Source organism: Fontimonas thermophila (genome assembly GCF_900113085.1).
Classification (GTDB): domain Bacteria; phylum Pseudomonadota; class Gammaproteobacteria; order Nevskiales; family Nevskiaceae; genus Solimonas; species Solimonas thermophila.
On the sequence record NZ_FOOC01000004.1, the window covers coordinates 118,804 to 140,408 of the forward strand.

The 21,605-nt window shown below is 65.9% G+C and carries 24 protein-coding genes; all 24 read left to right on the forward strand.

The genetic code is table 11. The features are described 5' to 3' along the window. A complete protein-coding gene (locus BMZ48_RS05345; protein ID WP_159431095.1) occupies positions 1–1,017 on the forward strand; it encodes a flagellar hook-length control protein FliK in 1,017 nt (338 codons plus the stop codon). 161 nt (positions 1,018–1,178) lie between these two features. Beyond that, a complete protein-coding gene (locus BMZ48_RS05350) occupies positions 1,179–1,724 on the forward strand; it encodes a flagellar basal body-associated FliL family protein (protein WP_091532682.1) in 546 nt (181 codons plus the stop codon). Then, positions 1,721–2,722: a flagellar motor switch protein FliM gene (gene fliM, locus BMZ48_RS05355; RefSeq protein ID WP_091532683.1), complete on the forward strand. Its 1,002-nt coding sequence runs from the start codon at positions 1,721–1,723 to the stop codon at positions 2,720–2,722. The genes BMZ48_RS05350 and fliM overlap by 4 nt, the downstream gene beginning before the upstream one ends. A gap of 44 nt (positions 2,723–2,766) precedes the next feature. Further along, positions 2,767–3,111 (forward strand): flagellar motor switch protein FliN, encoded by a 345-nt coding sequence (gene fliN / locus BMZ48_RS05360; RefSeq protein ID WP_091532685.1) that lies wholly within the window; start codon positions 2,767–2,769, stop codon positions 3,109–3,111. 17 nt (positions 3,112–3,128) lie between these two features. Beyond that, a complete protein-coding gene (fliO, locus tag BMZ48_RS05365) occupies positions 3,129–3,569 on the forward strand; it encodes a flagellar biosynthetic protein FliO (RefSeq protein ID WP_091532687.1) in 441 nt (146 codons plus the stop codon). Positions 3,570–3,670: 101 nt separating this feature from the next. Continuing rightward, the gene (gene fliP / locus BMZ48_RS05370; RefSeq protein ID WP_091532987.1) at positions 3,671–4,387 is read left to right on the forward strand and encodes a flagellar type III secretion system pore protein FliP; all 717 of its coding nucleotides are present in this window, start codon (positions 3,671–3,673) and stop codon (positions 4,385–4,387) included. Then, positions 4,384–4,653 carry a flagellar biosynthesis protein FliQ gene (fliQ, locus tag BMZ48_RS05375; RefSeq protein WP_091532689.1) on the forward strand — a complete coding sequence of 90 codons (270 nt, stop codon included), beginning with the start codon at positions 4,384–4,386 and terminating at the stop codon, positions 4,651–4,653. The genes fliP and fliQ overlap by 4 nt, the downstream gene beginning before the upstream one ends. 9 nt (positions 4,654–4,662) lie before the next feature. Continuing rightward, positions 4,663–5,442 (forward strand): flagellar biosynthetic protein FliR, encoded by a 780-nt coding sequence (gene fliR / locus BMZ48_RS05380; RefSeq protein ID WP_091532691.1) that lies wholly within the window; start codon positions 4,663–4,665, stop codon positions 5,440–5,442. Positions 5,443–5,445: 3 nt separating this feature from the next. Further along, positions 5,446–6,591 (forward strand): flagellar biosynthesis protein FlhB, encoded by a 1,146-nt coding sequence (gene flhB, locus BMZ48_RS05385; RefSeq protein ID WP_091532693.1) that lies wholly within the window; start codon positions 5,446–5,448, stop codon positions 6,589–6,591. Positions 6,592–6,668: 77 nt separating this feature from the next. Further along, positions 6,669–8,729, forward strand: coding sequence for a flagellar biosynthesis protein FlhA (flhA, locus tag BMZ48_RS05390; RefSeq protein ID WP_091532695.1), 2,061 nt, complete (start codon positions 6,669–6,671; stop codon positions 8,727–8,729). A 48-nt stretch (positions 8,730–8,777) separates the two neighbouring features. Then, on the forward strand, positions 8,778–10,025 hold the full coding sequence (gene flhF / locus BMZ48_RS05395) for a flagellar biosynthesis GTPase FlhF (RefSeq protein WP_091532697.1): 1,248 nt from the start codon (positions 8,778–8,780) through the stop codon (positions 10,023–10,025). Beyond that, positions 10,012–10,893, forward strand: coding sequence for a MinD/ParA family protein (locus tag BMZ48_RS05400; RefSeq protein WP_091532699.1), 882 nt, complete (start codon positions 10,012–10,014; stop codon positions 10,891–10,893). The genes flhF and BMZ48_RS05400 overlap by 14 nt, the downstream gene beginning before the upstream one ends. Then, positions 10,890–11,657, forward strand: coding sequence for an RNA polymerase sigma factor FliA (locus tag BMZ48_RS05405; protein ID WP_091532701.1), 768 nt, complete (start codon positions 10,890–10,892; stop codon positions 11,655–11,657). The genes BMZ48_RS05400 and BMZ48_RS05405 overlap by 4 nt, the downstream gene beginning before the upstream one ends. Before the next feature lie 11 nt (positions 11,658–11,668). After that, on the forward strand, positions 11,669–12,061 hold the full coding sequence (locus BMZ48_RS05410) for a chemotaxis response regulator CheY (protein ID WP_091532703.1): 393 nt from the start codon (positions 11,669–11,671) through the stop codon (positions 12,059–12,061). Between the two features lie 11 nt (positions 12,062–12,072). Continuing rightward, positions 12,073–12,810 (forward strand): protein phosphatase CheZ, encoded by a 738-nt coding sequence (locus tag BMZ48_RS05415; RefSeq protein WP_234981533.1) that lies wholly within the window; start codon positions 12,073–12,075, stop codon positions 12,808–12,810. Positions 12,811–12,821: 11 nt separating this feature from the next. After that, on the forward strand, positions 12,822–14,693 hold the full coding sequence (locus tag BMZ48_RS05420; protein ID WP_091532707.1) for a chemotaxis protein CheA: 1,872 nt from the start codon (positions 12,822–12,824) through the stop codon (positions 14,691–14,693). Further along, the gene (locus BMZ48_RS05425; protein ID WP_091532709.1) at positions 14,686–15,426 is read left to right on the forward strand and encodes a flagellar motor protein; all 741 of its coding nucleotides are present in this window, start codon (positions 14,686–14,688) and stop codon (positions 15,424–15,426) included. The genes BMZ48_RS05420 and BMZ48_RS05425 overlap by 8 nt, the downstream gene beginning before the upstream one ends. A gap of 1 nt (position 15,427) precedes the next feature. Then, positions 15,428–16,354 (forward strand): flagellar motor protein MotD, encoded by a 927-nt coding sequence (gene motD / locus BMZ48_RS05430; protein ID WP_091532711.1) that lies wholly within the window; start codon positions 15,428–15,430, stop codon positions 16,352–16,354. After that, positions 16,351–16,824: a chemotaxis protein CheW gene (locus tag BMZ48_RS05435; RefSeq protein ID WP_091532713.1), complete on the forward strand. Its 474-nt coding sequence runs from the start codon at positions 16,351–16,353 to the stop codon at positions 16,822–16,824. Before motD ends, BMZ48_RS05435 begins: the two co-directional genes overlap by 4 nt. A 139-nt stretch (positions 16,825–16,963) precedes the next feature. Beyond that, positions 16,964–17,290, forward strand: a complete 327-nt coding sequence (locus tag BMZ48_RS05440; RefSeq protein ID WP_091532715.1) for an STAS domain-containing protein — start codon at positions 16,964–16,966, stop codon at positions 17,288–17,290. Continuing rightward, the gene (locus tag BMZ48_RS05445; RefSeq protein ID WP_091532718.1) at positions 17,287–17,649 is read left to right on the forward strand and encodes a response regulator; all 363 of its coding nucleotides are present in this window, start codon (positions 17,287–17,289) and stop codon (positions 17,647–17,649) included. The genes BMZ48_RS05440 and BMZ48_RS05445 overlap by 4 nt, the downstream gene beginning before the upstream one ends. A 5-nt stretch (positions 17,650–17,654) precedes the next feature. Further along, complete coding sequence (locus tag BMZ48_RS05450; protein WP_091532720.1) at positions 17,655–19,679, forward strand: chemotaxis protein CheA; 2,025 nt, start codon at positions 17,655–17,657, stop codon at positions 19,677–19,679. Positions 19,680–19,746: 67 nt separating this feature from the next. After that, positions 19,747–20,208, forward strand: coding sequence for a chemotaxis protein CheW (locus tag BMZ48_RS05455; protein WP_091532989.1), 462 nt, complete (start codon positions 19,747–19,749; stop codon positions 20,206–20,208). 37 nt (positions 20,209–20,245) lie between these two features. Next, positions 20,246–21,605 (forward strand): methyl-accepting chemotaxis protein (locus BMZ48_RS12980; RefSeq protein WP_159431096.1); only part of this gene is annotated, 1,360 nt, incomplete at its 3' end.

Consider the following 21,605-nt stretch of genomic DNA (forward strand, 5'->3'; position numbering starts at 1 on the left):
ATGTTGACTCCGGCGGCCGGTGCCGATGGCGGCGCGCCGGTGCATCCCTGCACGGGTTCTGCGTCGCCGATGCCGGACGGCGCGTTCACCGTGGTGCTCGCAACCTGTGCGGGCGCTGCCGGGGCATCGCCATTTGCCTGGGCGGCCAGTGCTGCCGATGCGCAGACGGCTGGCAAGGCGCCCGAACAGGATCAGGCAGCCGTGGAGGTGAGCCTGCCGGGTGTGATGCCCGCACTGGTGCAGGCATGGCCGCTGCCGTTCGACGCACGGCCAGACACCGCCGGCGCGGAGGCTGCGGTGCCGGTGACCGATCCCACAGATCGCGATTCGACGCGGGCACTGACCGCGCAGGTCGCGCGCCACAGCCTGCCGGCACGGTCGCCATCGGCGGCGGGGCGCGCCGATGCGCAAGCGCTCGTGCGCATCGCTGCGGCCGATGTACTCGCACATGCTACGGACGCCATGGTTGTCGCGGTGCAGCCCGCCGAGGCGCAGCACGGCATCGAGCCGTCGCCGGCACTGGTCAGCGGACCGGGGAATCCGCCGGTGTCCGGGCCATGGGCCGCACCCGTTCTCGAGCTGCGGGCACCCGCGCCGCTGCAGGCGATGGTGCCTGCCGGTGCGCAGATCCTGCAGCCGTATGCACCGGGATTCGCCGCCGATCTTGCCGAGCACATCGTCTGGCAGATCGATGACGGCATCGGTGAAGCGAAAATCGAGCTGCATCCGGCGGAACTCGGCGCATTGACCGTGCGTGTCGAGATCCACGGCGATCGCGCTTCGGTCCACATCATCGCCGCGGAAGCGGCCACGCGCGTGCTGCTCGGTCAGGCTCTGCCGCAGTTGCGCGAGCTGCTCGGTCATTCCGGCCTGCAGCTCGCACGCAGCCATATCGAGCCCGTGGCACGCCGCGACGCCGATGAACGTCCCACCGTCGATACGACCGCCGAAGTCACTGCGCCGCGCCCGGCTCGCCGCCGCATCACGCCCGTCGTGTTCGTGGATGCCTACGTCTGAGCGACGTCGGTTTTCTGGCAAGGCCGATCCAGGAATCGGTGACGGTTTTCCGTCTGCCGGTGCCAACCGCAACGCCCGTCGGCTTTCCATCGCGCCGTGGCCACTGGAACGAGACTTGCTCGGATGCGCTTGCATCCCGTCCACCGTTGGAGTGAGCCGCAATGGCCGCAGCCGCGAATGCCGCCGATGATGAGAAAGCCATCGTCCCCCCAGATGCGCCGCCCAAGAAAGGGGGCGGCGGTGCCGTCGGTGTGCTGTTGGCCAGCGTGTTGGTGAGCGCGGGTGCATCGGGCGGCGTCGCTTATGCCGTCGCCCGCCACGTACTGGCGACGGCATCTCCCGCGCATGCGCTGGCCGAGCCAGCACCGGAAAACAAAGCACCGGACAAGCCAGCGCAGTATTTCGCGCTGGATCCAGCCTTCGTCGTCAACATCGAGGACGCCTATACCCAGCGGTTTCTGCAGGTGCAGGTCGAGGTGATGTCGCGCGATCCCAAGACCATCGAGGCCGTGCAGCACCACGCTCCACGCATCCGCAGCAGCCTGCTGCTGTTGTTCGGCCAGCAGCAGGCGGCCGATCTGGCGACGCGGGCCGGCAAGGAGAAGCTGCAGGCCGAGGTGCTCGCCGAGATCCGCAACATCCTGCGCGCCGAGACGGGCAGTGATGCGGTCGAGGCCGTCTATTTCACCAGCTTCGTGATGCAATGAGCGCGAGCGATCTTCTGTCCCAGGACGAAATCGACGCCCTGTTGCATGGCGTCGACAGCGGGGCCGTCGATACCACGCCACCGCCGGCCGCGCCCGGCGAGGCACGGCCCTTCGACTTCGCCGCGCAGGACCGCATCGTGCGCGGGCGCATGCCGACGCTGGAGATGATCAACGAGCGCTTCGCGCGTTTGTTCCGCATCTCGCTGTTCAACATGCTGCGCCGCTCGCCGGAACTCACCGTCGTCGGCATCGAGACGGCCAAATTCAGCGAATACACCCATTCGCTCTATGTCCCGACCAATCTCAACCTGATCCGGGTCAAGCCTCTGCGCGGTACCGGGCTGATCGTCTTCGAGCCGCACTTGGTGTTCAGCATCGTCGAAAACTTCTTTGGCGGTGACGGCCGGCTCAAGACCAAGATCGAAGGACGCGAATTCACGCCCACCGAGATGCGGGTGATCCAGTTACTGCTCAAGCAGGCTTTCGAAGACATGCAGGAGGCCTGGAGTCCGGTCCTGAAACTGGAGTTCGAATACATCAATTCCGAGGTCAATCCGCATCTGGCGAACATCGTTTCGCCGAGCGAGATCGTCGTTGCCAGCAAGTTCAAGATCGAGCTGGAGGGTGGCGGCGGACATGTCCATGTCACCTTGCCGTATTCGATGATCGAGCCGATCCGCGACCTGCTCGACGCCGGCATCCAGTCGGACCGCATGGAGAAAGACGAACGCTGGAGTCTGGCGCTCAAAGAGCAGATCAAGGATGCCGAGGTCGAGCTGGATGCCGAGCTGGTTCGCGTGACGATCTCGTTGCGTCAGCTCATGCAGCTCAAGGCCGGAGACGTCATCCCGATCAATCTGCCCAAGACGCTGGATCTGCGTGTCGAAGGCTTGCCGCTGTATCGCGGCAGTTTCGGCGTTTCCAACGGGCATAACGCCGTGCGCATCACCGAGGTGATCCGCCGGCTGCCTGTCCACGGCCAGCGCGAGGCGGCCTGAGCGTCCATGAAATCCCTATTGCCCACCATGTCAGAGGTTGGTTCATGAACACCGAAGCCCAGAAACATGCCGAGCCGGCACGCGCCAGCTTCCAGACGCTGGAAGATCGCGGCACCGCTGCCCAGGGCGACGTCAATCTCGACGTGATCCTCGACGTGCCGGTGACACTGTCACTGGAAGTCGGCCGCTCGCGCATCCCCATCCGCAGCCTGCTCCAGCTCAGCCAGGGTTCGGTCGTCGAGCTCGATCGTGCCGCCGGTGAGCCGCTCGATGTCTACGCCAACGGCACGCTGGTCGCACACGGGGAGGTCGTCGTCGTCAACGAAAAATTCGGGATCCGTCTGATCGACGTGGTCAGCCCGGCGGAGCGGATCCGCAGACTCAAGTGAACCGGCGGGGTGACACCATGACCCGTGATGCGCCTGGGTTTTTCTTGCGGCGATCGGTCTGCGCCGTGTTCGGCGTCGGTGTGCCGGGCGTGGGCATGGCTGGCGAGCCGGCGGCGGCAGTGCCGGCCGCCGGTGTGTGGGAGATGCTCGGCAGCCTGCTGTTCGTGCTCGCCATCGTTTTTGCGCTGGCGTGGCTCGTCCGCGCGCTGCAGGGGGCGCGTTTTGCCCGTGGCGCGACGTTGCAGATACAGGGCGGGTTGCGGCTCGGCGCGAAAGAGAGCGTGGTCTTGCTGCAGGTGGGCGAACAGCAGTTCCTGCTCGGGGTTGCGCCGGGCAGCGTGCAGCTGCTGCATCGCTTCGAGCAGCCGGTGATTCCGGCACAACCCGGCGCATCGCCACCGCTGTCGGCGTTCGCCGAACGCCTGCGTCAGGCCCTGGGAGGCAAATCCCTGCCATGAATCTTGATCCGCGATACGGCATGTGCCTGCGATCGGACAGCCCATCGGGCGCGCGCCGGCGGCCGGGCCGCGGCGGCCGATGGTGGGCCGCGTTCGCGCTGATGAGCCTCTGGATGCCGGTCTGGGCCGCACCCGCGCTGCCGGCGGTGACCGCAACGCCGGTCGCCGGTGGTGGCACCGAATACAGCCTGAGTATTCAGGTGCTGCTGCTGATGACGGCATTGACGCTGCTGCCGGCGGCACTGCTGTCGATGACCGCTTTTACGCGTATCGTCATCGTGCTCGGTTTGCTGCGTCAGGCCTTGGGTACTGGGCAGACGCCAACCAACCAGGTGCTGATCGGTTTGTCGCTGTTCCTGACTTTTTTCGTGATGTCGCCGGTCATCGAGCGGGTTTATACCGATGCGGTGCAGCCCTATATGGCAGGCGAGCTCGCCTTCGAGCCGGCACTGCAGGCGGCAGTGCGGCCGATGCGGGCCTTCATGCTCGCGCAGACGCGTGAAACCGACTTGCTGACGTTTGCGCGCATCGCGGGCGATGGCCGTTACGCCTCCGCCGAGCAGATTCCGTTTGCCGTGCTCGCCGCGGCGTTTCTGACGTCCGAGCTGACGACCGCGTTCCAGATCGGTTTTCTGCTGTTCATTCCATTCGTGATCATCGACATGGTCGTGGCGAGCGTGTTGATGAGCATGGGCATGATGATGCTCTCGCCGATGCTGATCTCGCTGCCGTTCAAGCTGATGCTGTTCGTGCTCGTCGATGGCTGGTCGCTGGTGACGGGCATGCTCGCGGCTTCGTTCCGGGCGTCTGGCGCATGAGTCCGGAAGACGTGCTGACGATCGGGCGCGACGCCCTGGCCCTGGGCATTCTGCTCGGCGCCCCCCTGCTGCTGACCGCGCTCGTCGTCGGCGTCGTCGTCGGCGTGTTTCAGGCCGCGACCCAGATCAACGAGATGACCCTGAGTTTCATCCCCAAGCTGCTGGCGATGGCGGTGGTCTGCATCGCCGCCGGACCGTGGATGCTGCGCTTGCTCACCGAATACACCCGGCGGTTGATCGAGGGCATTCCGGGCCTGCTGGGTTAGGGCGCGCCCATGTCATTTTCCGAAGCACAATTGATCGCCTGGATGCAGCAGTATCTCTGGGTGTTCGTGCGCATCGGCGCCGTGTTCACGATCGCGCCGGTGCTCGGCGCGCGCAGTATCGCGCCGCGCATCCGCGTGCTGCTTGCGCTGCTGCTGACCCTGATCGTGGCGCCGCTGCTGCCGACGCCGGCGCCGGTGGAGGCATTCTCGGCACCGTGGCTGCGCATCCTCGTCGAGCAAATCGTCATCGGGGTGGCGATCGGCTTCGTGCTGGTGCTCGTGTTCGAAGCCGTCGTGCTCGGCGCCGAGCTGATCGCATTCGGCATGGGCCTGAGTTTTGCGCAGCTCGCCGATCCCCTGCGCGGGACCAGCACGCCGGTGCTCGGTCAGTTTCTGACCCTGATGGCAAGCCTGCTGTTTCTCGTCCTCGGCGGGCACTGGATGCTCATCGAACTGATCGTGCGTTCGTTCACATGGCTGCCCGTCGGTGGCATCGGCTGGGATGCCGGTGATGCCGGATACGTGCTGCGCTTTGCCGGATGGATGTTCGTCGGCGGCTTGCGGCTGGCTCTGCCGGTGGTCATCGCGCTGCTGATCGTGAATCTGGCTATGGGCGTGATCAGCCGCAGCGCGCCGACGCTCAACCTGTTCGCCGTCGGCTTCCCGGTGACGCTGGTAGCGGGCCTGGTGCTGGTGCGCGCCGGACTGCCGGCTTTTCAGGAAAACGTCGCAGCGCTGTTCGAGCAGGCCTGGTTGCTGCTCGGGCAATTGCTCGGCGCACATCCCTAGCCGATGGCCGAGACGGGTGGCCAGGACCGTACCGAACGCGCGACGCCCAAGCGGCTGCGCGATGCGCGCAAGCGCGGCGAGCTGCCGCGTTCGCGCGAGCTCGCTTCGCTGATCGTCGTCGGCGCCGGTGTGCTGACGCTGATGCTGCTGGGCAATGCCATCGCCCATGGCGCGGCGCGGTGGATGCAGCGTGCGCTGTCGCCGGATCCGGCCATCCTCGAACATCCGGACGGGATGATCGCGCATTTGGCGACGCTGTTACGGGATGGTTTTAGCATCGCGCTGCCCCTGCTCGTGGCCGGCTTCGCCGCCGGCGTGATTGCGCCGCTGGTGCTCGGCGGCTGGAATTTTTCGCTGCAGGCACTTACGCCGCGGTTCGGCCGCATCGATCCACTCAAGGGGCTGGGGCGCATGTTTTCGGGTGCAAGCCTGGTCGAGCTGCTCAAGACCGTGCTCAAGGCCGGTCTGCTCGGCGCGATCGCAGCCGTGTATGTGTACACGCATCTCGATCATTTGATGGTGCTCGGCCGCGAGGCGACGGAATCTGCGATCGCGCACGGTCTTGGTCTGGCGCTCGGCGCCCTGGCCTGGCTCGGTGCGGGCTTGCTGCTGATCGCGGCGATCGATGCTCCGCATCAGTTGTGGTCATACGCGCGCCGGCTGCGCATGACCAGGCAGGAAGTGCGGCAGGAGTACAAAGAAGCCGAGGGCAGTCCGGAAGTCAAAGGGCGGTTACGCCGTCTGCAGCAGGAGGTGGCGCAGCGGCGCATGATGGACGCGGTGCCGACGGCCGATGTGGTCGTCGTCAATCCTTCGCATTACGCCGTGGCGCTCAAGTACGAATCCGGCCGCATGCGCGCTCCCAGGGTCGTCGCCAAAGGGGTCGATCTGATTGCGCTGACGATTCGCGAACTGGCCGGACGCCACAAGGTGCCGATCGTCTCGGCGCCGCCGCTGGCGCGGGCGCTCTATCGCAGTACCCGGCTCGGTGACGAAATTCCGGCGAATCTCTACGCCGCCGTTGCCCAGGTGCTGACTTACATCTACCAGTTGCGCAACTGGCGCAGCCAGACCGGGCCTGCCGGCAGGCCGCCCGCACCACCGGTCATCGGCGACGTGCCCGGCGGCGAGGCCGACGACGCGGCCTGACCGCAGCCGGGCGGCGGTGTGTCACCTGCGCGGCGCTGGACCGGGGCGCAAGGCACGGGCCTTGCACGCGGCTGCTCATGACCCTCAACGATCTCATGCCCCGATTGCGCGACCTGAACCGCGCCGGACTGGCCGCGCCGCTGCTGCTGCTGACGATTCTGGCGATGATGGTCGTGCCGCTGGCGCCGGCGGTGCTCGACCTGATGTTCACGATGAACATCACGCTGTCGATCGCGATCCTGCTCGCCGTCATCTACGTGCTGCGGCCGCTGGATTTCAGCGCCTTTCCGACGATTCTGCTGTTCGCGACCCTGTTGCGTCTTGCGCTCAATGTCGCATCGACGCGTGTCGTGCTATTGCACGGTCATCAGGGCACGGATGCCGCGGGCCGGGTGATCGAGGCGTTCGGCGAGTTCGTGATCGGCGGCAATTACGCCGTCGGTCTGGTCGTCTTCATCATTCTGACCATCGTCAATTTCATGGTCGTCACCAAGGGCGCCGAGCGTGTTTCCGAGGTGTCCGCACGCTTTGTGCTCGACGCCTTGCCCGGCCGGCAGATGGCCATCGATGCCGATCTCAACGCCGGAATCCTGACGCGCGACGAAGCCAGGGCACGACGCGAGGAGGTGCGCGCGGAGGCCGACTTCTACGGGTCGATGGACGGCGCCAGCAAGTTCGTCCGTGGCGATGCCATCGCCGGCATCCTGATCCTGGTGATCAACATCGTCGGTGGTCTGCTGATCGGGACGCTGCAGCACGACATGGCCTTTGCCGATGCGCTGCGCACCTACACGCTGCTGACGATCGGCGACGGTCTGGTTGCCCAGGTGCCGGCGCTGTTGCTATCGACCTCGGTCGCGGTGTTGGTCACGCGCATGTCGCGCCAGGCCGATATGTCGCGCCAGGTTGTCACGCAGTTGTTCAGTCAACCGCGGGTGCTCGTGGTCACGGCAGGCGTGCTCGGCCTGGTCGGCCTGATTCCCGGCATGCCCAATTTCGCTTTTCTGCTGCTCGCGCTGGTCAGCGCCACCGCCGCCTGGTGGGTTGCGCGCCGCGCGCGCCGTGCCGCCGAGCAGCCGGCACAACCGGCGTCGCCGGCACCGGCTCCGGCCGAGCTGTCCTGGGACGATGTGCCGGGTGAAGACGTGCTCGGGCTCGAGGTGGGCTTCCGGCTGATCCCGATGGTCGATGCGCGCCAGGGCGGCGAACTGATGGCGCGCATCAAGGGCGTGCGCAAGAAACTGACCCAGGAACTGGGTTTTCTGGTTCCGCCCGTACATATCCGCGACAACCTGCAATTGCAGCCGACCGCCTACCGCCTGCTCGTGCACGGTGTGCCGGTGGCCGAGGGTCAGGTCTATCCGGACCGCGAGCTCGCGCTCAATCCGGGCCGGGTCTTCGGCAGCGTCGAGGGCATCGCGACCAAAGATCCCGCATTCGGGCTCGATGCGGTGTGGATCGACAAGGGCGCCCGTGAGCACGCGCAGGCGATGGGCTACACCGTCGTCGATTGCGCGACCGTCATCGCCACGCATCTGGCGCATGTGATCAAGATGCATGCGCACGAGTTGCTCGGTCACGACGAGGCGCAGGCCCTGCTCAACCAGCTCGCCAAGCAGGCTCCGAAGCTGGTCGAGGACCTCGTGCCCAAACTGCTGCCGCTGTCCGTATTCGTGAAAGTGCTGCAGAACCTGCTCGCCGAACGCGTGCCGATCCGCAACCTGCGCGTGATCGCCGAAACGCTCGCCGAGTGTGCCGGCCGCAGTCAGGATCCCGTCGTTCTCTCGGGTTTCGTGCGTGTCGCGCTCGGGCGCCAGATCGTCCAGGAAATCAACGGTATGGAACCCGAGCTGCCGGTGATCACGCTGTCCGGCGCGCTGGAACAGGTGTTGCAGGACAGCCTCAAGAGCGGCGGTGCTGTGATCGAGCCGGGCCTGGCCGAGCGCATCCACCGTTCGCTCGCCGAGCAGACGCGACGGCAGGAAGCGCAGGGTCAGCCGGCGGTGTTGCTGGTGGCGCCGGCGCTTCGGCCGCTGCTCGCGCGGTTCGTGCGCCAGACCATTCCGGGACTGCACGTACTGGCTTACGACGAGGTGCCGGACGGCAAGCGCCTGCGCATGGTCGGTGCGGTGGCGTGAGGTGATGGCTCAGAGGCGGCAGGACGCAACAAGGAGCATGGAGTCGAGATGAAGATCAAACGGTTTCTGGCGGGCAGCATGCGCGAGGCCATCCGCATGGTCCGTGAGGAGCAGGGCCCGGACGCGGTGATCCTGTCCAACCGTCGCGTCGGCGGCGGTGTGGAAGTCGTCGCCGCCACCGATTACGACGAATCCTTGATGCGTGCCGCGGCACGGCGCGAGGAACGCAAGGCCGAGCAGTCCGCGGTGAGCGCTGCACAACGATCCGCGCCTGACGCAGCGGATGACGGCGCGGCACAGCGTGTTTTGCATGCGGCACCATCGCCACAGGCCGCTACGGCGGATGGCGCGCTGACGTTGCCGCCACCGGCGATCCAGCAACTGCGTAGCGAGCTGGGCGGCATGCGTCGCATGCTCGAACAACAAATGGCCGGATTGATCTGGCGCGATCTTTCCGAGCGCCAGCCCGAGCGCATGGCAGCCCTGCGCGCGATGACCGACTTGGGTCTCGACGCCGGGCTTGCGCGCGAGATCGTCGATGCACTGCCGCACAACGTCGATGCCGAGCGGGCGCGATTTCTGCCGCTCGGCCTGCTGTCGCGCCGCCTGCCGGTGGCCAAGCACGATCTCATCCTCGAAGGCGGCATCATCGCCTTGCTCGGGCCCACGGGCGTCGGCAAGACGACGACGATCGCCAAGCTCGCCGCGCGCTTCGCCGCCCGGCACGGCACACGCGATCTGGCTCTGGTGACCACCGATCATTACCGCGTCGGCGCCCAGGAGCAGTTGTTCACCTACGGCCGTCTGCTCGGCGCACCGGTACAGACGGCCGCTAACGCCAGCGAGCTGCGCGAGGTGCTGGCGCGACTGGCCGATCGCAAATTGGTGCTGATCGACACCGCCGGCACGGCGGCGCGCGACCAGAAGCTCGCCGCCCAGTTTGCCGAGCTCAAGGCCGCGCGCCGGCCGATCCGCAACTGGCTCGTGCTGTCGGCGACGACCCAGGCCGCCGATCAGGAAGACATCCTGCGCCGCTTCGCCGCAGCACAGCCGCAGGCTTGCGTGCTCACCAAACTGGACGAAGCGACCCGCATCGGCAGCGCCTTGTCGGCGGTGATCCGGCACCGTCTGACCGTGTGCTACCTCTGCGACGGCCAGCGCGTGCCGGAGGATCTCCAGCAGGCGCGTGCCGACCAGCTCGTACTGCGGGCGATGCAGCTTGCGCGGCAGGCGCCGGCGACGATCCACGACAGTACGCTGGCCCTGCAATTCGGAGCGCTCCATGCAGGCGCATGAATCGCTAGCGGGCCGTCAGGCCGCCGGATTGCGCCGGCTGCGCGCACAAAAGCCGGTGCAGGTGATCGCCGTGACCAGCGGCAAGGGCGGGGTGGGCAAGACCTCGACTTCGGTGAACCTCGCCGTGTCGATGGCGCTGGACGGACGTCAGGTCATGCTGCTCGACGGTGATCTGGGTCTGGCCAATGTCGATGTCATGCTCGGCCTGCAGCCGACCTACAACCTCTCCCACGTGCTCGACGGCAGTTGCACGCTCGAGGACACGCTGATCGAAGGTCCGGCCGGTGTCCTCGTCGTGCCGGCATCCAGCGGCAAACGCAACATGGCCGAGCTGTCCAAGGCCGAGCATGCGGGGCTCGTGCGTGCATTCTCGGATCTGCACCGCCCGCTCGATGTCTTGATCGTCGATACCGCCGCCGGCATCGCCGACAGCGTCATCACGTTCACGCAGGCTTCCCAGGAGGTCATCGTCGTCATCGCCAACGATCCGCAATCGCTGACCGATGCCTACGCACTGATCAAAGTGCTCAACCGCGAGCACGGCCTCAAGCGCGTGCAGGTGCTGACCAACCAGACGCACAGCCCGAACGAGGCCAAGGAGATCTTCGAGAACCTGCGCCGTGTCGCCGAGCGCTTCCTCGACGTCACGCTGCATCACGTCGGCACGATTCCTTTCGACGAATGGTTGCGCCGCGCCGTGCGCCGGCAGCGCGCCGTCGTCGAGGCATATCCGAGCGCGCCCAGCGCCCAGGCCTATCGCGCGCTGGCCAAGAAGGCGACGGCCTGGTCCTTGCCGGAAGGTGCGCGCGGCAATCTCGAATTCTTCGTCGAGCGACTCGTCAACAAAAACGCGGAGGCATCTGCATGAGATCGCCCACGCCACGGCCCGAATATGCCGCGAGCGCGCCGAATGCCGGGTCTGCCGTGGTACCGGACGAAACCGAGCTGGTGCGCCGTCATGCCGATCTGGTGCGCCGTATCGCGCACCATCTCGCTGCACGCCTGCCGTCGAGCGTCGAGATCGATGATTTGATCCAGGCAGGGATCATCGGCCTGATCGAGGCCGCACGTCATTACAGCGGCGACCGCGGCGCCTCGTTCGAAACCTACGCCGGGATCCGTATCCGCGGCGCGATGCTCGACGAGCTGCGCGCGACCGACTGGGCGCCGCGCTCCGTGCACCGCCGCCTGCGCGAGGTCGCCGAGGCGATCCGCGAGATCGAGCAGGCCACCGGCCGCGATGCGCGCGAATCCGAGATCGCCGAGAAACTCGGGATCAGCCTCGGCGAGTACCACGAAATCATCCAGGACGGCGCACGTTGCCAGGTGCTGAGCCTCGACGCCGGTGGCGAAGACGGCAACGAAACCCTCGATGCGCCCGACCCTTCCGACAGTCCGTTGGAGGCGTTGCAGCGCCGCGAGTTTCACGCCGCGCTCGCCGAGGCGATCGCCGGCCTGCCGGAACGCGAGCGTCTGGTCTTGTCGATGTATTACGACGACGAGATGAACCTGCGCGAGATCGGTGAGGTGCTCGATGTCAGCGAAAGCCGCGTCTGCCAGATCCATGGCCAGGCGCTGGTGCGCCTGCGGGCGCGGTTGAAGGAATGGAAGGAAATGCAGGCTGCGGCCTGAGTGGAGAGCCGATGGACAAGAACATGCGCATCCTGATCGTGGACGATTTCTCGACGATGCGACGCATCGTCAAGAACCAGCTCGCCGATCTGGGCTACACCAACACCGTCGAGGCTGATGACGGCAAGGCCGCATGGCCGATCCTGCAGTCCGGCGGTATCGATTTCGTCATCACCGACTGGAACATGCCAGGCATGACCGGCATCGAGCTTTTGCGCAACATCCGTGGCGATGCGCGCACGGCGCGGATCCCGGTGTTGATGGTCACTGCCGAGGCACAGCGCGAGCAGATCATCGAGGCGGCGCAGGCCGGCGTGAATGGTTACATCATCAAGCCATTCACGGCACAGACGCTCAAGGAAAAGCTCGATCGCATCTTCGCCCGCGTCTCCGAGGCCGCGTGATGGCGGCCGAAATGGCCGCTCGCCATGCGCGGATGGCGCATCGGCTGCGCGAGCTGCTCGCCGCGCTCGAGTCTGGTGACGATTCGGCCTTCGAAGCCGGAATCGATGCGCTGATGCGCGAACGTCAGGACGGATTGTTCGCGCAGGTTGCCCGCCTGACGCGCGATCTGCATCAGGCCGTGGTCGAAATGCGTATGGACGAGCGTCTGGCGCGGATCGCCGGTCACGAAATTCCGGACGCCCGCCACCGGCTCGACTACGTGGTCCAGATGACCGAACGGGCCGCACACCGCACCCTCGATCTGGTCGATTGCGCACGCGCGGTGGTGCGGGGCATCGAGGAAATCGCGGCGCATCTGGCTGCAGCGGCCGCGTTACTGGAGCGGGCGCAGCCCGATCTTGCCGAGGTCGGAAGGCGCATGCACGACGCGCACACCCAGGCTGTGCAACACGCAGCGCATCTGCGCACGACGCTGTCGGAACTGGCCGAGGCGCAGGCCTACCAGGATCTTTCCGGGCAGATCATCCGGCGCGTGATCGCACTGGTCGGCAAGGTCGAGACGGCCCTGCTCGAACTGCTGCACCGCTCCAGCGGAGGGCCGGGACAGCCGGTCGACCGACTTCAGTCCGCGGCGAATCGGCCGATACAAGCGCAGTCCGGCGAGCTGGCCGGCCCGGCAGTGCCCGGAAAGGACGATGCCGCCAGCCAGCAGGACGCGGACGAATTGCTGGCCCGTCTTGGATTCTGAGCCCGACCGTCATGGAACGCGGAGCCGATAACGACATCCTTGCCGATTTCCTCACCGAGGCCGGTGAGCTGGTGGATGCGCTCGGTCACCAGTTGGTGGCGTTGGAGAGCCGGCCACAGGACACCGACCTGCTCAACGCGATCTTCCGTGCCTTCCACACGATCAAGGGCGGCGCTGGTTTTCTCGATCTGCAGCCGTTGGTGGCGATCTGCCATGCCACCGAAGACGTGTTCAATGCGCTGCGTGCCGGCCGGCGCGCAGTCGATGCCGAGCTGATGGACGCGGTGTTGCTGGCGCTCGACCAGGTGCAGGCGATGATGTCGGCACTCGCCGCCGGTGCGCCGCTGGCGGATGCGCCGGCACCGTTGCTGCAGCGGCTGCGGCGGCTCGTCCCGGCCGCATCCGATGTCGCTGCCTCGCCCGCGGCCCCGGTTTCGACGGCGCACGCGGCAGTGTCGCCGGTCACGGCGGAGGCGAAAGCGGATCAGGCGCCGTGCGCCGCTGCCAGCGCCACGATCACCGATGACGAGTTCGAGGCCTTGCTCGATCAGTTGCACGGCAAGAACGGTGCGCCAGGGGCAGGTGTGGTATCGACAGAGGCTGGGAAAGCCGCTGCGCCCGCACCGCCGGTTGCGCCAGCGCCGGGTGCGCATCCCCGTGAGGTGGGCCGGCCAGCGCCGGCGGAGACCACCGTGCGCGTCGATACCGCACGGTTGGATCGCATGATGAACCTGGTCGGCGAGCTCGTGCTGGTGCGCAATCGTCTCAAGGATCTGCGCATGCGCAACGCCGACCCCCAGGCGCTCGCCCGCGCCGTCGGCGAGCTCGATTTCATCACGCGCGGCCTGCAGAACGCGGTGATGCAGATCCGCATGCAGCCGATCGGCAAGGTTTTCGCACGCTTTCCGAAGATCGCGCGCGACCTCGCGCGCACGCTCGGCAAGCAGGTCGAGGTCGAGCTCGTCGGCGAGGATACCGATCTCGACAAGAATCTGGTGGAGATGCTCGTCGATCCTCTGGTGCACATGGTGCGCAACAGCGTGGATCACGGAATCGAGCCGCCCGAAGAACGTGTCCGCTGCGGCAAGTCACCTGCCGGTCACCTGCAGCTCGCCGCGCGCCAGCAGGGTGACAACATCCTGATCAGTGTGCGCGACGACGGTGCCGGCATGGATCCGGAGCGGATCCGTGCGAAGGCGGTCGAAAAAGGCCTGCTCGGTGCCGACGAAGCAGCGCAGTTGTCGCCGGAGGCCTGCCTGCAGCTCGTTTTCCTGCCGGGGTTTTCGACCAAGGAGCAGGTTTCCGATCTGTCCGGCCGCGGTGTCGGCATGGATGTGGTGATGTCGCGTATCAAGGAGCTCGGCGGGGCGGTGCATATCGACTCGCGCGTGAGTCAGGGCACCACCATCCACATCCGCCTGCCGCTGACGCTGGCGATTCTTTCGGCGCTGATGGTGTCGGCCAACGGTCGCCGCTATGCGCTACCCCTGGCGCCGGTGCTCGACATCTTCGAGCTCGATTGCGCGCGCATCGAGAAGCTCGATCGCTGGGACGTGGTGCTGACACGGCGCGATACCCTGCGTCTGGTTCATCTCGACCCGTGGTTGCGCGCTGGCGGCGGTGATACGCGTCGCCACGTCGTCGTCGCCCAGATCGGTGACGAGCGCTTCGGCTTCGTCGTGCGCGAGGTGCATGGGCGCGAGGAAATCGTGATCAAGCCGCTCGGGTCCTCGCTGCGTGGCCTGCCCGGGATCTCCGGCGCGACGGTGCTGCCGGATGGGCACATCGCGTTGATTCTCGATTTCGCCGGCCTGGTCGAGGCCTATCGCTGCCGCCTGCCACGCCCACGGACCGATGCCGGCATGGAGGCGGCGCATGGATAAGCTGTCACTGATCGGCGTCGTGCTGGCGCTGTTCGCCATCGTTGGCGGCAGCATCCTCAAGGGCGCCGGTGTCACCGGCCTGCTGAATCCCGCGGCTTTCGTCATCGTGCTCGTCGGCACGCTCGCGGCGATCATGGTTCACACGCCGATGGCCACGTTCAAGCACGCGCTGAAGATCTTGCGCTGGGCGTTTAAACCGCCGCAGCACGATCCCCAGCACCTGATCGAACGCATCGTCGAATGGAGCGGAATCGCACGCAAGCAGGGCCTGCTCGCGCTCGAAGCAACGGTGGAATCCGAAACCGATCCCTTCCTCAAGAAGGGATTGCAGATGCTCGTCGATGGTGCCGAACCCGATGCGATCCGCAGCATCCTCGAGGTCGAGCTGCAGACGCGCGAACACTTCGACCAGCAGGGGGCAAAGGTCTTTGAAGGCATGGGGATTTATGCGCCGACGCTGGGCATCATCGGCGCCGTGCTCGGCCTGATGGCGGTGATGAAGAATCTCGCCGATCCGAGCAAGCTCGGTTCGGGTATCGCCGCCGCTTTCACCGCGACCATTTACGGAATCGCCTCCGCCAATCTGTTCTTTCTGCCGATCTCTGCCAAGCTCAAGGCGGCGATCGCCGAGCAGACCCGGCTGCGCGAGATGGCGATCGAGGGACTGATCTCGATCTCCCAGGGGGAGAACCCGCGCAACATCGAATCGAAACTCAAGGGCTATCTGCACTGACATGGCCCGCAAGCACAAACACGAGGAGCACACCAACCACGAAGCCTGGGCGATCCCATATGGCGATCTGATCACGCTGCTGCTTGCGTTTTTCGTGGTGATGTATGCGGTGTCGTCGGTGAACGAAGGCAAATACCGCGTGCTCGCCGATTCGCTGTCCGCGGCGTTTGGCGGGCCGCCGCGCACGCTCGAGCCGATCCAGATCGGCCCCAAGCCAGAGAAGGGGGCCCAGACCGAATCGCTGTTCAGGACGGTGATGCTGCGCGGCTTCGAGCAAGACCGCAAAGGCGTGCGTTCCGATCTGCCCGGTGCGCGTATGGGCGGCGATTCGCCCGCGCCGGGCGGTGTCCAGAAGATGGCGGCCGATCGCCAGCAGACCGAAAACCTGCGCCGCATGGCCGCCGCCGTGCAGCAGGCGATGCAGGGTCTGATCGACCAGAAGCTGGTCATCGTGCGTCGCACCGAGCAGTGGCTGGAGATCGAAATCGCCACCGACATCCTGTTCGCCAGCGGGGTTGCCCGCGTCGCGCCAGAGGCCGAACCGGTGCTCGATCAGCTCGCCGCCATTCTCGCGCCGTTTCCGAACGCATTGCGGATCGAGGGACATACCGACAACGTTCCGATCGCCACGCGCGAGTTTCCATCGAACTGGGAGTTGTCCGCGGCGCGTGCGGCCAGCGTCGTGCATTTGTTCATGCGCCGGGGGGTCGATGCCCGGCGCATGACCGTCGTCGGCATGGGCGAATACCATCCGGTTGCCGACAACGCCACCGAGGCGGGTCGTAACCGCAACCGCCGTGTCGTCATCGTCGTGCTCGGCGAAGCACACGAACAGCGCCAAGAAGTACCGGCCGATGCCGCTGCCGATGCGGTATCCGGTGTCGTCGTCGTGCCGCCCGGCACACTGGCCTCGCTGCAATCGCCATGAGCACCGCAGCTACCCAGGCCATGCGTCGCGGCGATTCGGTATCGCGCTGGGTGTGCTTCGGCGCCGGCGAACAGCTTTACGGGTTGCCGATCCTGTCCGTGCAGGAAGTTTTGCGCGACGTGCAGATCGAGCCGGTGCCGGGTGTCGCCGAGGCAGTGCTGGGCGTGCTCAATCTGCGCGGCAACGTGATCACCGTCATCGATCTGCGCCAGCGTCTGGGCGTGCCGGCATCCACGCCCGGCGCTGATGCCCGCATCGTCGTCGTCGAGCATCGCGGTGAAAGCTTCGGCCTGCTCGTCGATCGCGTCGCCGACGTGCGCAAGATCATCGACGCCGCCATCAAGCCGGCGCCAGAAGTTGGTGCCGATGGCGGCGCGGTGCGTGTACACGGCATTTACACGTGCGATGGCATTCCGTTGATCCTGCTCGATCCGGCCTCGCTGATCGAGGACATGCGTTTCGTCGCATGACAAGGACATGACCGTTCGCTCGCCGCTGGTTCACCCTTCGTCGGCTCGTTGCTCGGGCATAGAAGGCGGATTGCCGCTATCCCCAAGCATGAATCGGCTGTCGAGGGCGGGTGCGGCCGGTGATTGGTGAGGAGCAGGCATGCCCAAGCGGATCAGAAAAACAGCGGCGCGCACCGATCAACGGAATGTCCCACTGGTGCTGCCGGCCGATCTCGGAGTCGAACAGGCACAGGCCGTGTACACCGATCTGCGCGCTCGCGTCGGTGAGACCGCAACAGTGGTTATCGACGGCGCGGCGGCATCGCGTATTCACAGCGCGGTTTTGCAGTTGCTGTGCATGTTCTGGCGCGAGCGTGATGCCGCCGGTCTTCCCACGCGCTGGCAGGCAGCCTCGCCGGAGCTGCGCGCTGCGGCGGCATTGCTCGGCGTCGATCGAATGATTCAACTCAGTGCGGAGTCGTCATGAAACGCATTCTTGCCGTCGATGATTCGGCGTCCATGCGACAAATGGTTGCGTTCACGCTCAAATCCGCCGGTTTCGAGGTCGCCGAGGCTGCGGACGGCGCCATCGCCCTGGAAATGGCCAAGAAGGAGTCCTTCAGCCTTGTCCTGTGCGACGTCAACATGCCGAACATGGACGGTATCGCGCTGGTGCGCGCGCTGCGGCAGTTGCCGGCATACAAGTTCACACCGCTGCTGATGCTCACGACCGAATCGGGTGCGGAGAAAAAACAGGAAGGCAAGCAGGCGGGAGCCACCGGCTGGCTGGTCAAGCCGTTCAATCCCGATCAGCTCATCGCGACGGTGAACAAGGTCATCGGCTGACGCGCATGGGCATCGATCTCGCCAGATTCCACCAAACCTTCTTCGAAGAAAGCTTCGAAGGGCTGGATGCAATGGAATCCGCGCTGCTGCGGCTTTCGCCGCAGACGGCGGACCGGGAGGCGATCAACGGCATTTTCCGCGCCGCTCACTCGATCAAGGGCGGGGCGGCGACGTTCGGATTCAACGAGGTCTCGGCATTCACGCATCTGCTGGAAACATTGCTCGATGAGATGCGCGCCGGTGTGCGCCCCGTTGGCGGGGCCGAGATCGACGTGCTGTTGCGCGCCGTGGATGTGTTGCGCGAGCTGCTGCATGCAGCGCGCGATGGTGGCTCTGCCGATCCGGCCGCCGTGCAGCAGATCGGCGATGCACTAACGCGTCTGCTGGCGACACCGGCAGCAGATGATGGGACGCCGCCGCGTGCGGCGCCATCAGCGGCACCACCCGGCACCTGGCGCATCCGCTTCGTTCCACAGCCACAGATTTTCACCAGCGGTAACGATCCGCTGCGCATCCTGCGCGCCTTGAGCCAGCTCGGCGAGCTGGATGTGTGCTGTGATACCACGCGGTTGCCGGGTCTGGCGGATGCCGATCCTGAGCGCTGCTATCTCGCCTGGGAGCTCGTCCTGCGTAGCGCCTGCGACCGGGAGGCGATCGCCGAAGTCTTTGCCTGGGTCGAGGACGAATGCGAGTTGTCCATCGAGCCTTGGCGCGCCGACGGGGACGCTTGTGCCGACACTTCGGCCTCAGCGCGGCGGCAAGCAGCCGAAGCTCAACCATTGCGGCTGATCGAGGGCGGACGTACCACCGACGGCGCGGTGGCAGAGCCAGCCGCCAGGACCGCGCAGCGTACCGAATCCAGCTCGATCCGTGTCGCCACCGAGAAGATCGACAGCCTGATCAATCTGGTCGGCGAGCTCGTGATCACCGAGGCGATGCTGCAGCAGCTCGCGCGCACGCTCGATCCGGTCATGCATGAGAAGCTGCTCGCCGGCCTTGCGCTGCTCGATCGCAACACGCGCCAGATCCAGGAAGCGGTGATGGCGACGCGCATGCTGCCGGTCGATTTCGTCTTCAGCCGCTTTCCACGCGTCGTGCGCGATCTCGCCGCCAAGCTCGGCAAGCAGGTCCGCTTGCAGACGGTCGGCGAAGCAACCGAGCTCGACAAGAGCGTGATCGAGTGCATCGCCGATCCGTTGACGCATCTCGTGCGCAATGCGATCGACCATGGCATCGAGCGACCTGCCGAACGCATCGCTGCCGGCAAGGATGCAACCGGCACGATCCGTCTGTCCGCGGCCCACCAGGGCGGACACATCGTCATCGAAGTCGCCGACGACGGACGCGGTCTCGATCGCACCCGCATCATCGCCAAGGCCCGGGAGCGCGGTCTTGCGGCCGCCGAGACGATGAGTGACGAGGAGGTCTGGCGACTGATCTTCGAGCCCGGATTCTCGACCGCCGAGACCGTCACCGATGTTTCCGGTCGCGGAGTCGGCATGGACGTGGTCAAGAAAAACGTCGATGCCCTCTCCGGGACGATCGAGGTGGCATCGACGGCGGGGTGGGGCACACGAATCACCATCCGCCTGCCGCTGACACTGGCGATTCTCGACGGTATGTCGGTGCGCGTCGGCGACGAGGTGTTCATCATTCCGCTCGCCAGCGTCGCGGAGTCGCTGCAGCCGTCACCCGGTCAGATCCGTTCTGTGGCCGGCTGCGCCCGCGTCATCAAACTGCGCAACGAATACGTGCCGCTCGTGTCGCTGCGCGAGATCTACGGTGTGCGCACGGGCGCGCATGATCCCGCGCACGGTCTCGTCGTCGTGCTCGAATCCGGCGGGCGGCGCATCGCGGCCGTCGTCGATGAGCTCGTCGGCCAGCAGCAAGTCGTCATCAAGTCGATCGAATCCAACTACCGCCGCGTGCCGGGGATCTCCGGGGCGACGATTCTCGGCGATGGCCGTGTGGCGCTGATCACGGACGTGGCCGAGATCCTGCGCATCGGCAGCCGGGCACAGGCGGCCTGAATCCCAGAGGAGACATTGCGTGGACACCACCATCGTCAGATCCGCACCGCCAGCCTCCGCACCGCCGCTGGACTCCGCCTCTGGCGGCGAATTCCTGACCTTCCGTCTGGGTGACGAGGAATACGGAGTGGACATTCTCAAGGTGCAGGAAATCCGTGGTTACGACACCGTGACACGCATTCCCGATGCACCCGCTTTCATCAAGGGTGTGATCAACCTGCGCGGCACGATTGTGCCGGTGGTCGATCTGCGCATGAAGCTCAGCGTCGGGCGCGTCGCGTACGACGCGTTCACCGTCATGATCATTCTCAACCTCGGCCGGCGCATCGTCGGCGTGGTCGTGGACAGCGTCTCCGACGTGATCGCGCTCAAGCCCGATCAGGTACGACCTGCGCCCGAGATCGGAACGGTGATCGACACGCGCCACATCATCGGCATCGGCACGATCGACGAGCGCATGCTGATCCTGCTCGACATCGAGCGCCTGATGCTCAGTGCCGACATGCAACTGGTCGGGCAGGCGGCGTGAGCCGCCGGATGCCACGGACAACGATGAGGAGCCAGTCATGAAACCGTCAGCGAGAAAGCACGCGAAGGCCCAAGGTGGCAAGTCACTCGCAGCCGCACCTACGCATGGCCGCCGTGCGGCACGGCATGCGTTTGCGCGCGAACGCAGCGCAGCGCTCGAGCGTGCATTGGCAATACTCGAATGGGCTGCCGACGGCATCCTGCTCGACGTCAATTCCGAGGGATGCCGCCTGCTCGGGCGCTCCGCCGAGGATCTCATCGGACGGCGGCACGATGTCTTCATCAAGCCGGAGTCGCGCGAATCGGCAGAGTACCGAGCACTGCGCGAGAAGCTCGGGCGCGGCGAGCCGGTGCGCTGGCAGTACGGCCTGATGACCGGGGCAGGCGGTGAGGTCTGGGTCGAAAGTTTCTGCACCCCGATCATGGACCGCTCCGGTACGCTGGCACGGATCATCGAGCATGTCATCGATATCACCGCGCACAAGCTCGAACTGGCTCACCAGCGTGCGCGTCTTGCCGCGATCGACAAGGTACAAGCGGTCATCGAATTCGCACTCGATGGCACGATCCTCGATGCCAACGAGAACTTCCTCAAGACCGTCGGTTACCGTCTCGACGAGATCAAGGGGCGGCATCACAGCCTGTTCGTCGATCGCGCAACGCGCGACAGCGCCGAGTACCGGCTGTTCTGGGAAAAACTCGGCCGCGGTGAATACGACCAGGGGCAGTACCGGCGCATCGGCAAGGACGGACGTGAGGTATGGATCCAGGCGTCCTACAACCCGATCTTCGATCTCGGCGGCAAGCCATACAAGGTGATCAAGTACGCCACCGATATCACCGAACAGGTGCGCGCGGCGCGGCAATTACAGGCGGCCGTCGAGCAGACGCAGGCCGTGGTCGCCGCAGCCAGCCAGGGTGATTTGTCGCAGCGCATTCCGTTGGAGGGCAAGGAAGGCTCGATCGCAGAGATGTGCTCTGGCATCAACGCGATCATCGAGGCGATGGCCACCGTCGTCAGACAGATTCAGCAGGCAGCGGCATCAGTGCGGGCGGCGGCCCAGGAGATCGCATCCGGCAATGCCGATCTGTCGGCGCGGACCGAGCAGCAGGCGGCATCGCTCGAAGAAACGGCTTCGTCGATGGAAGAACTCACCTCGACGGTCAAACAAAACGCCGACAACGCGCGTCAAGCCAACCAACTCGCCATCGGCGCCTCGGAGGTGGCGCGCAAGGGTGGCCGCGTCGTCAGTGACGTCGTGGCGACCATGAGCGCGATCAGTGAGGCGAGCAAGAAGATCGTCGACATCATCGGTGTCATCGATGGCATCGCGTTCCAGACCAACATCCTCGCGCTCAACGCGGCGGTGGAAGCGGCGCGCGCCGGCGAGCAAGGCC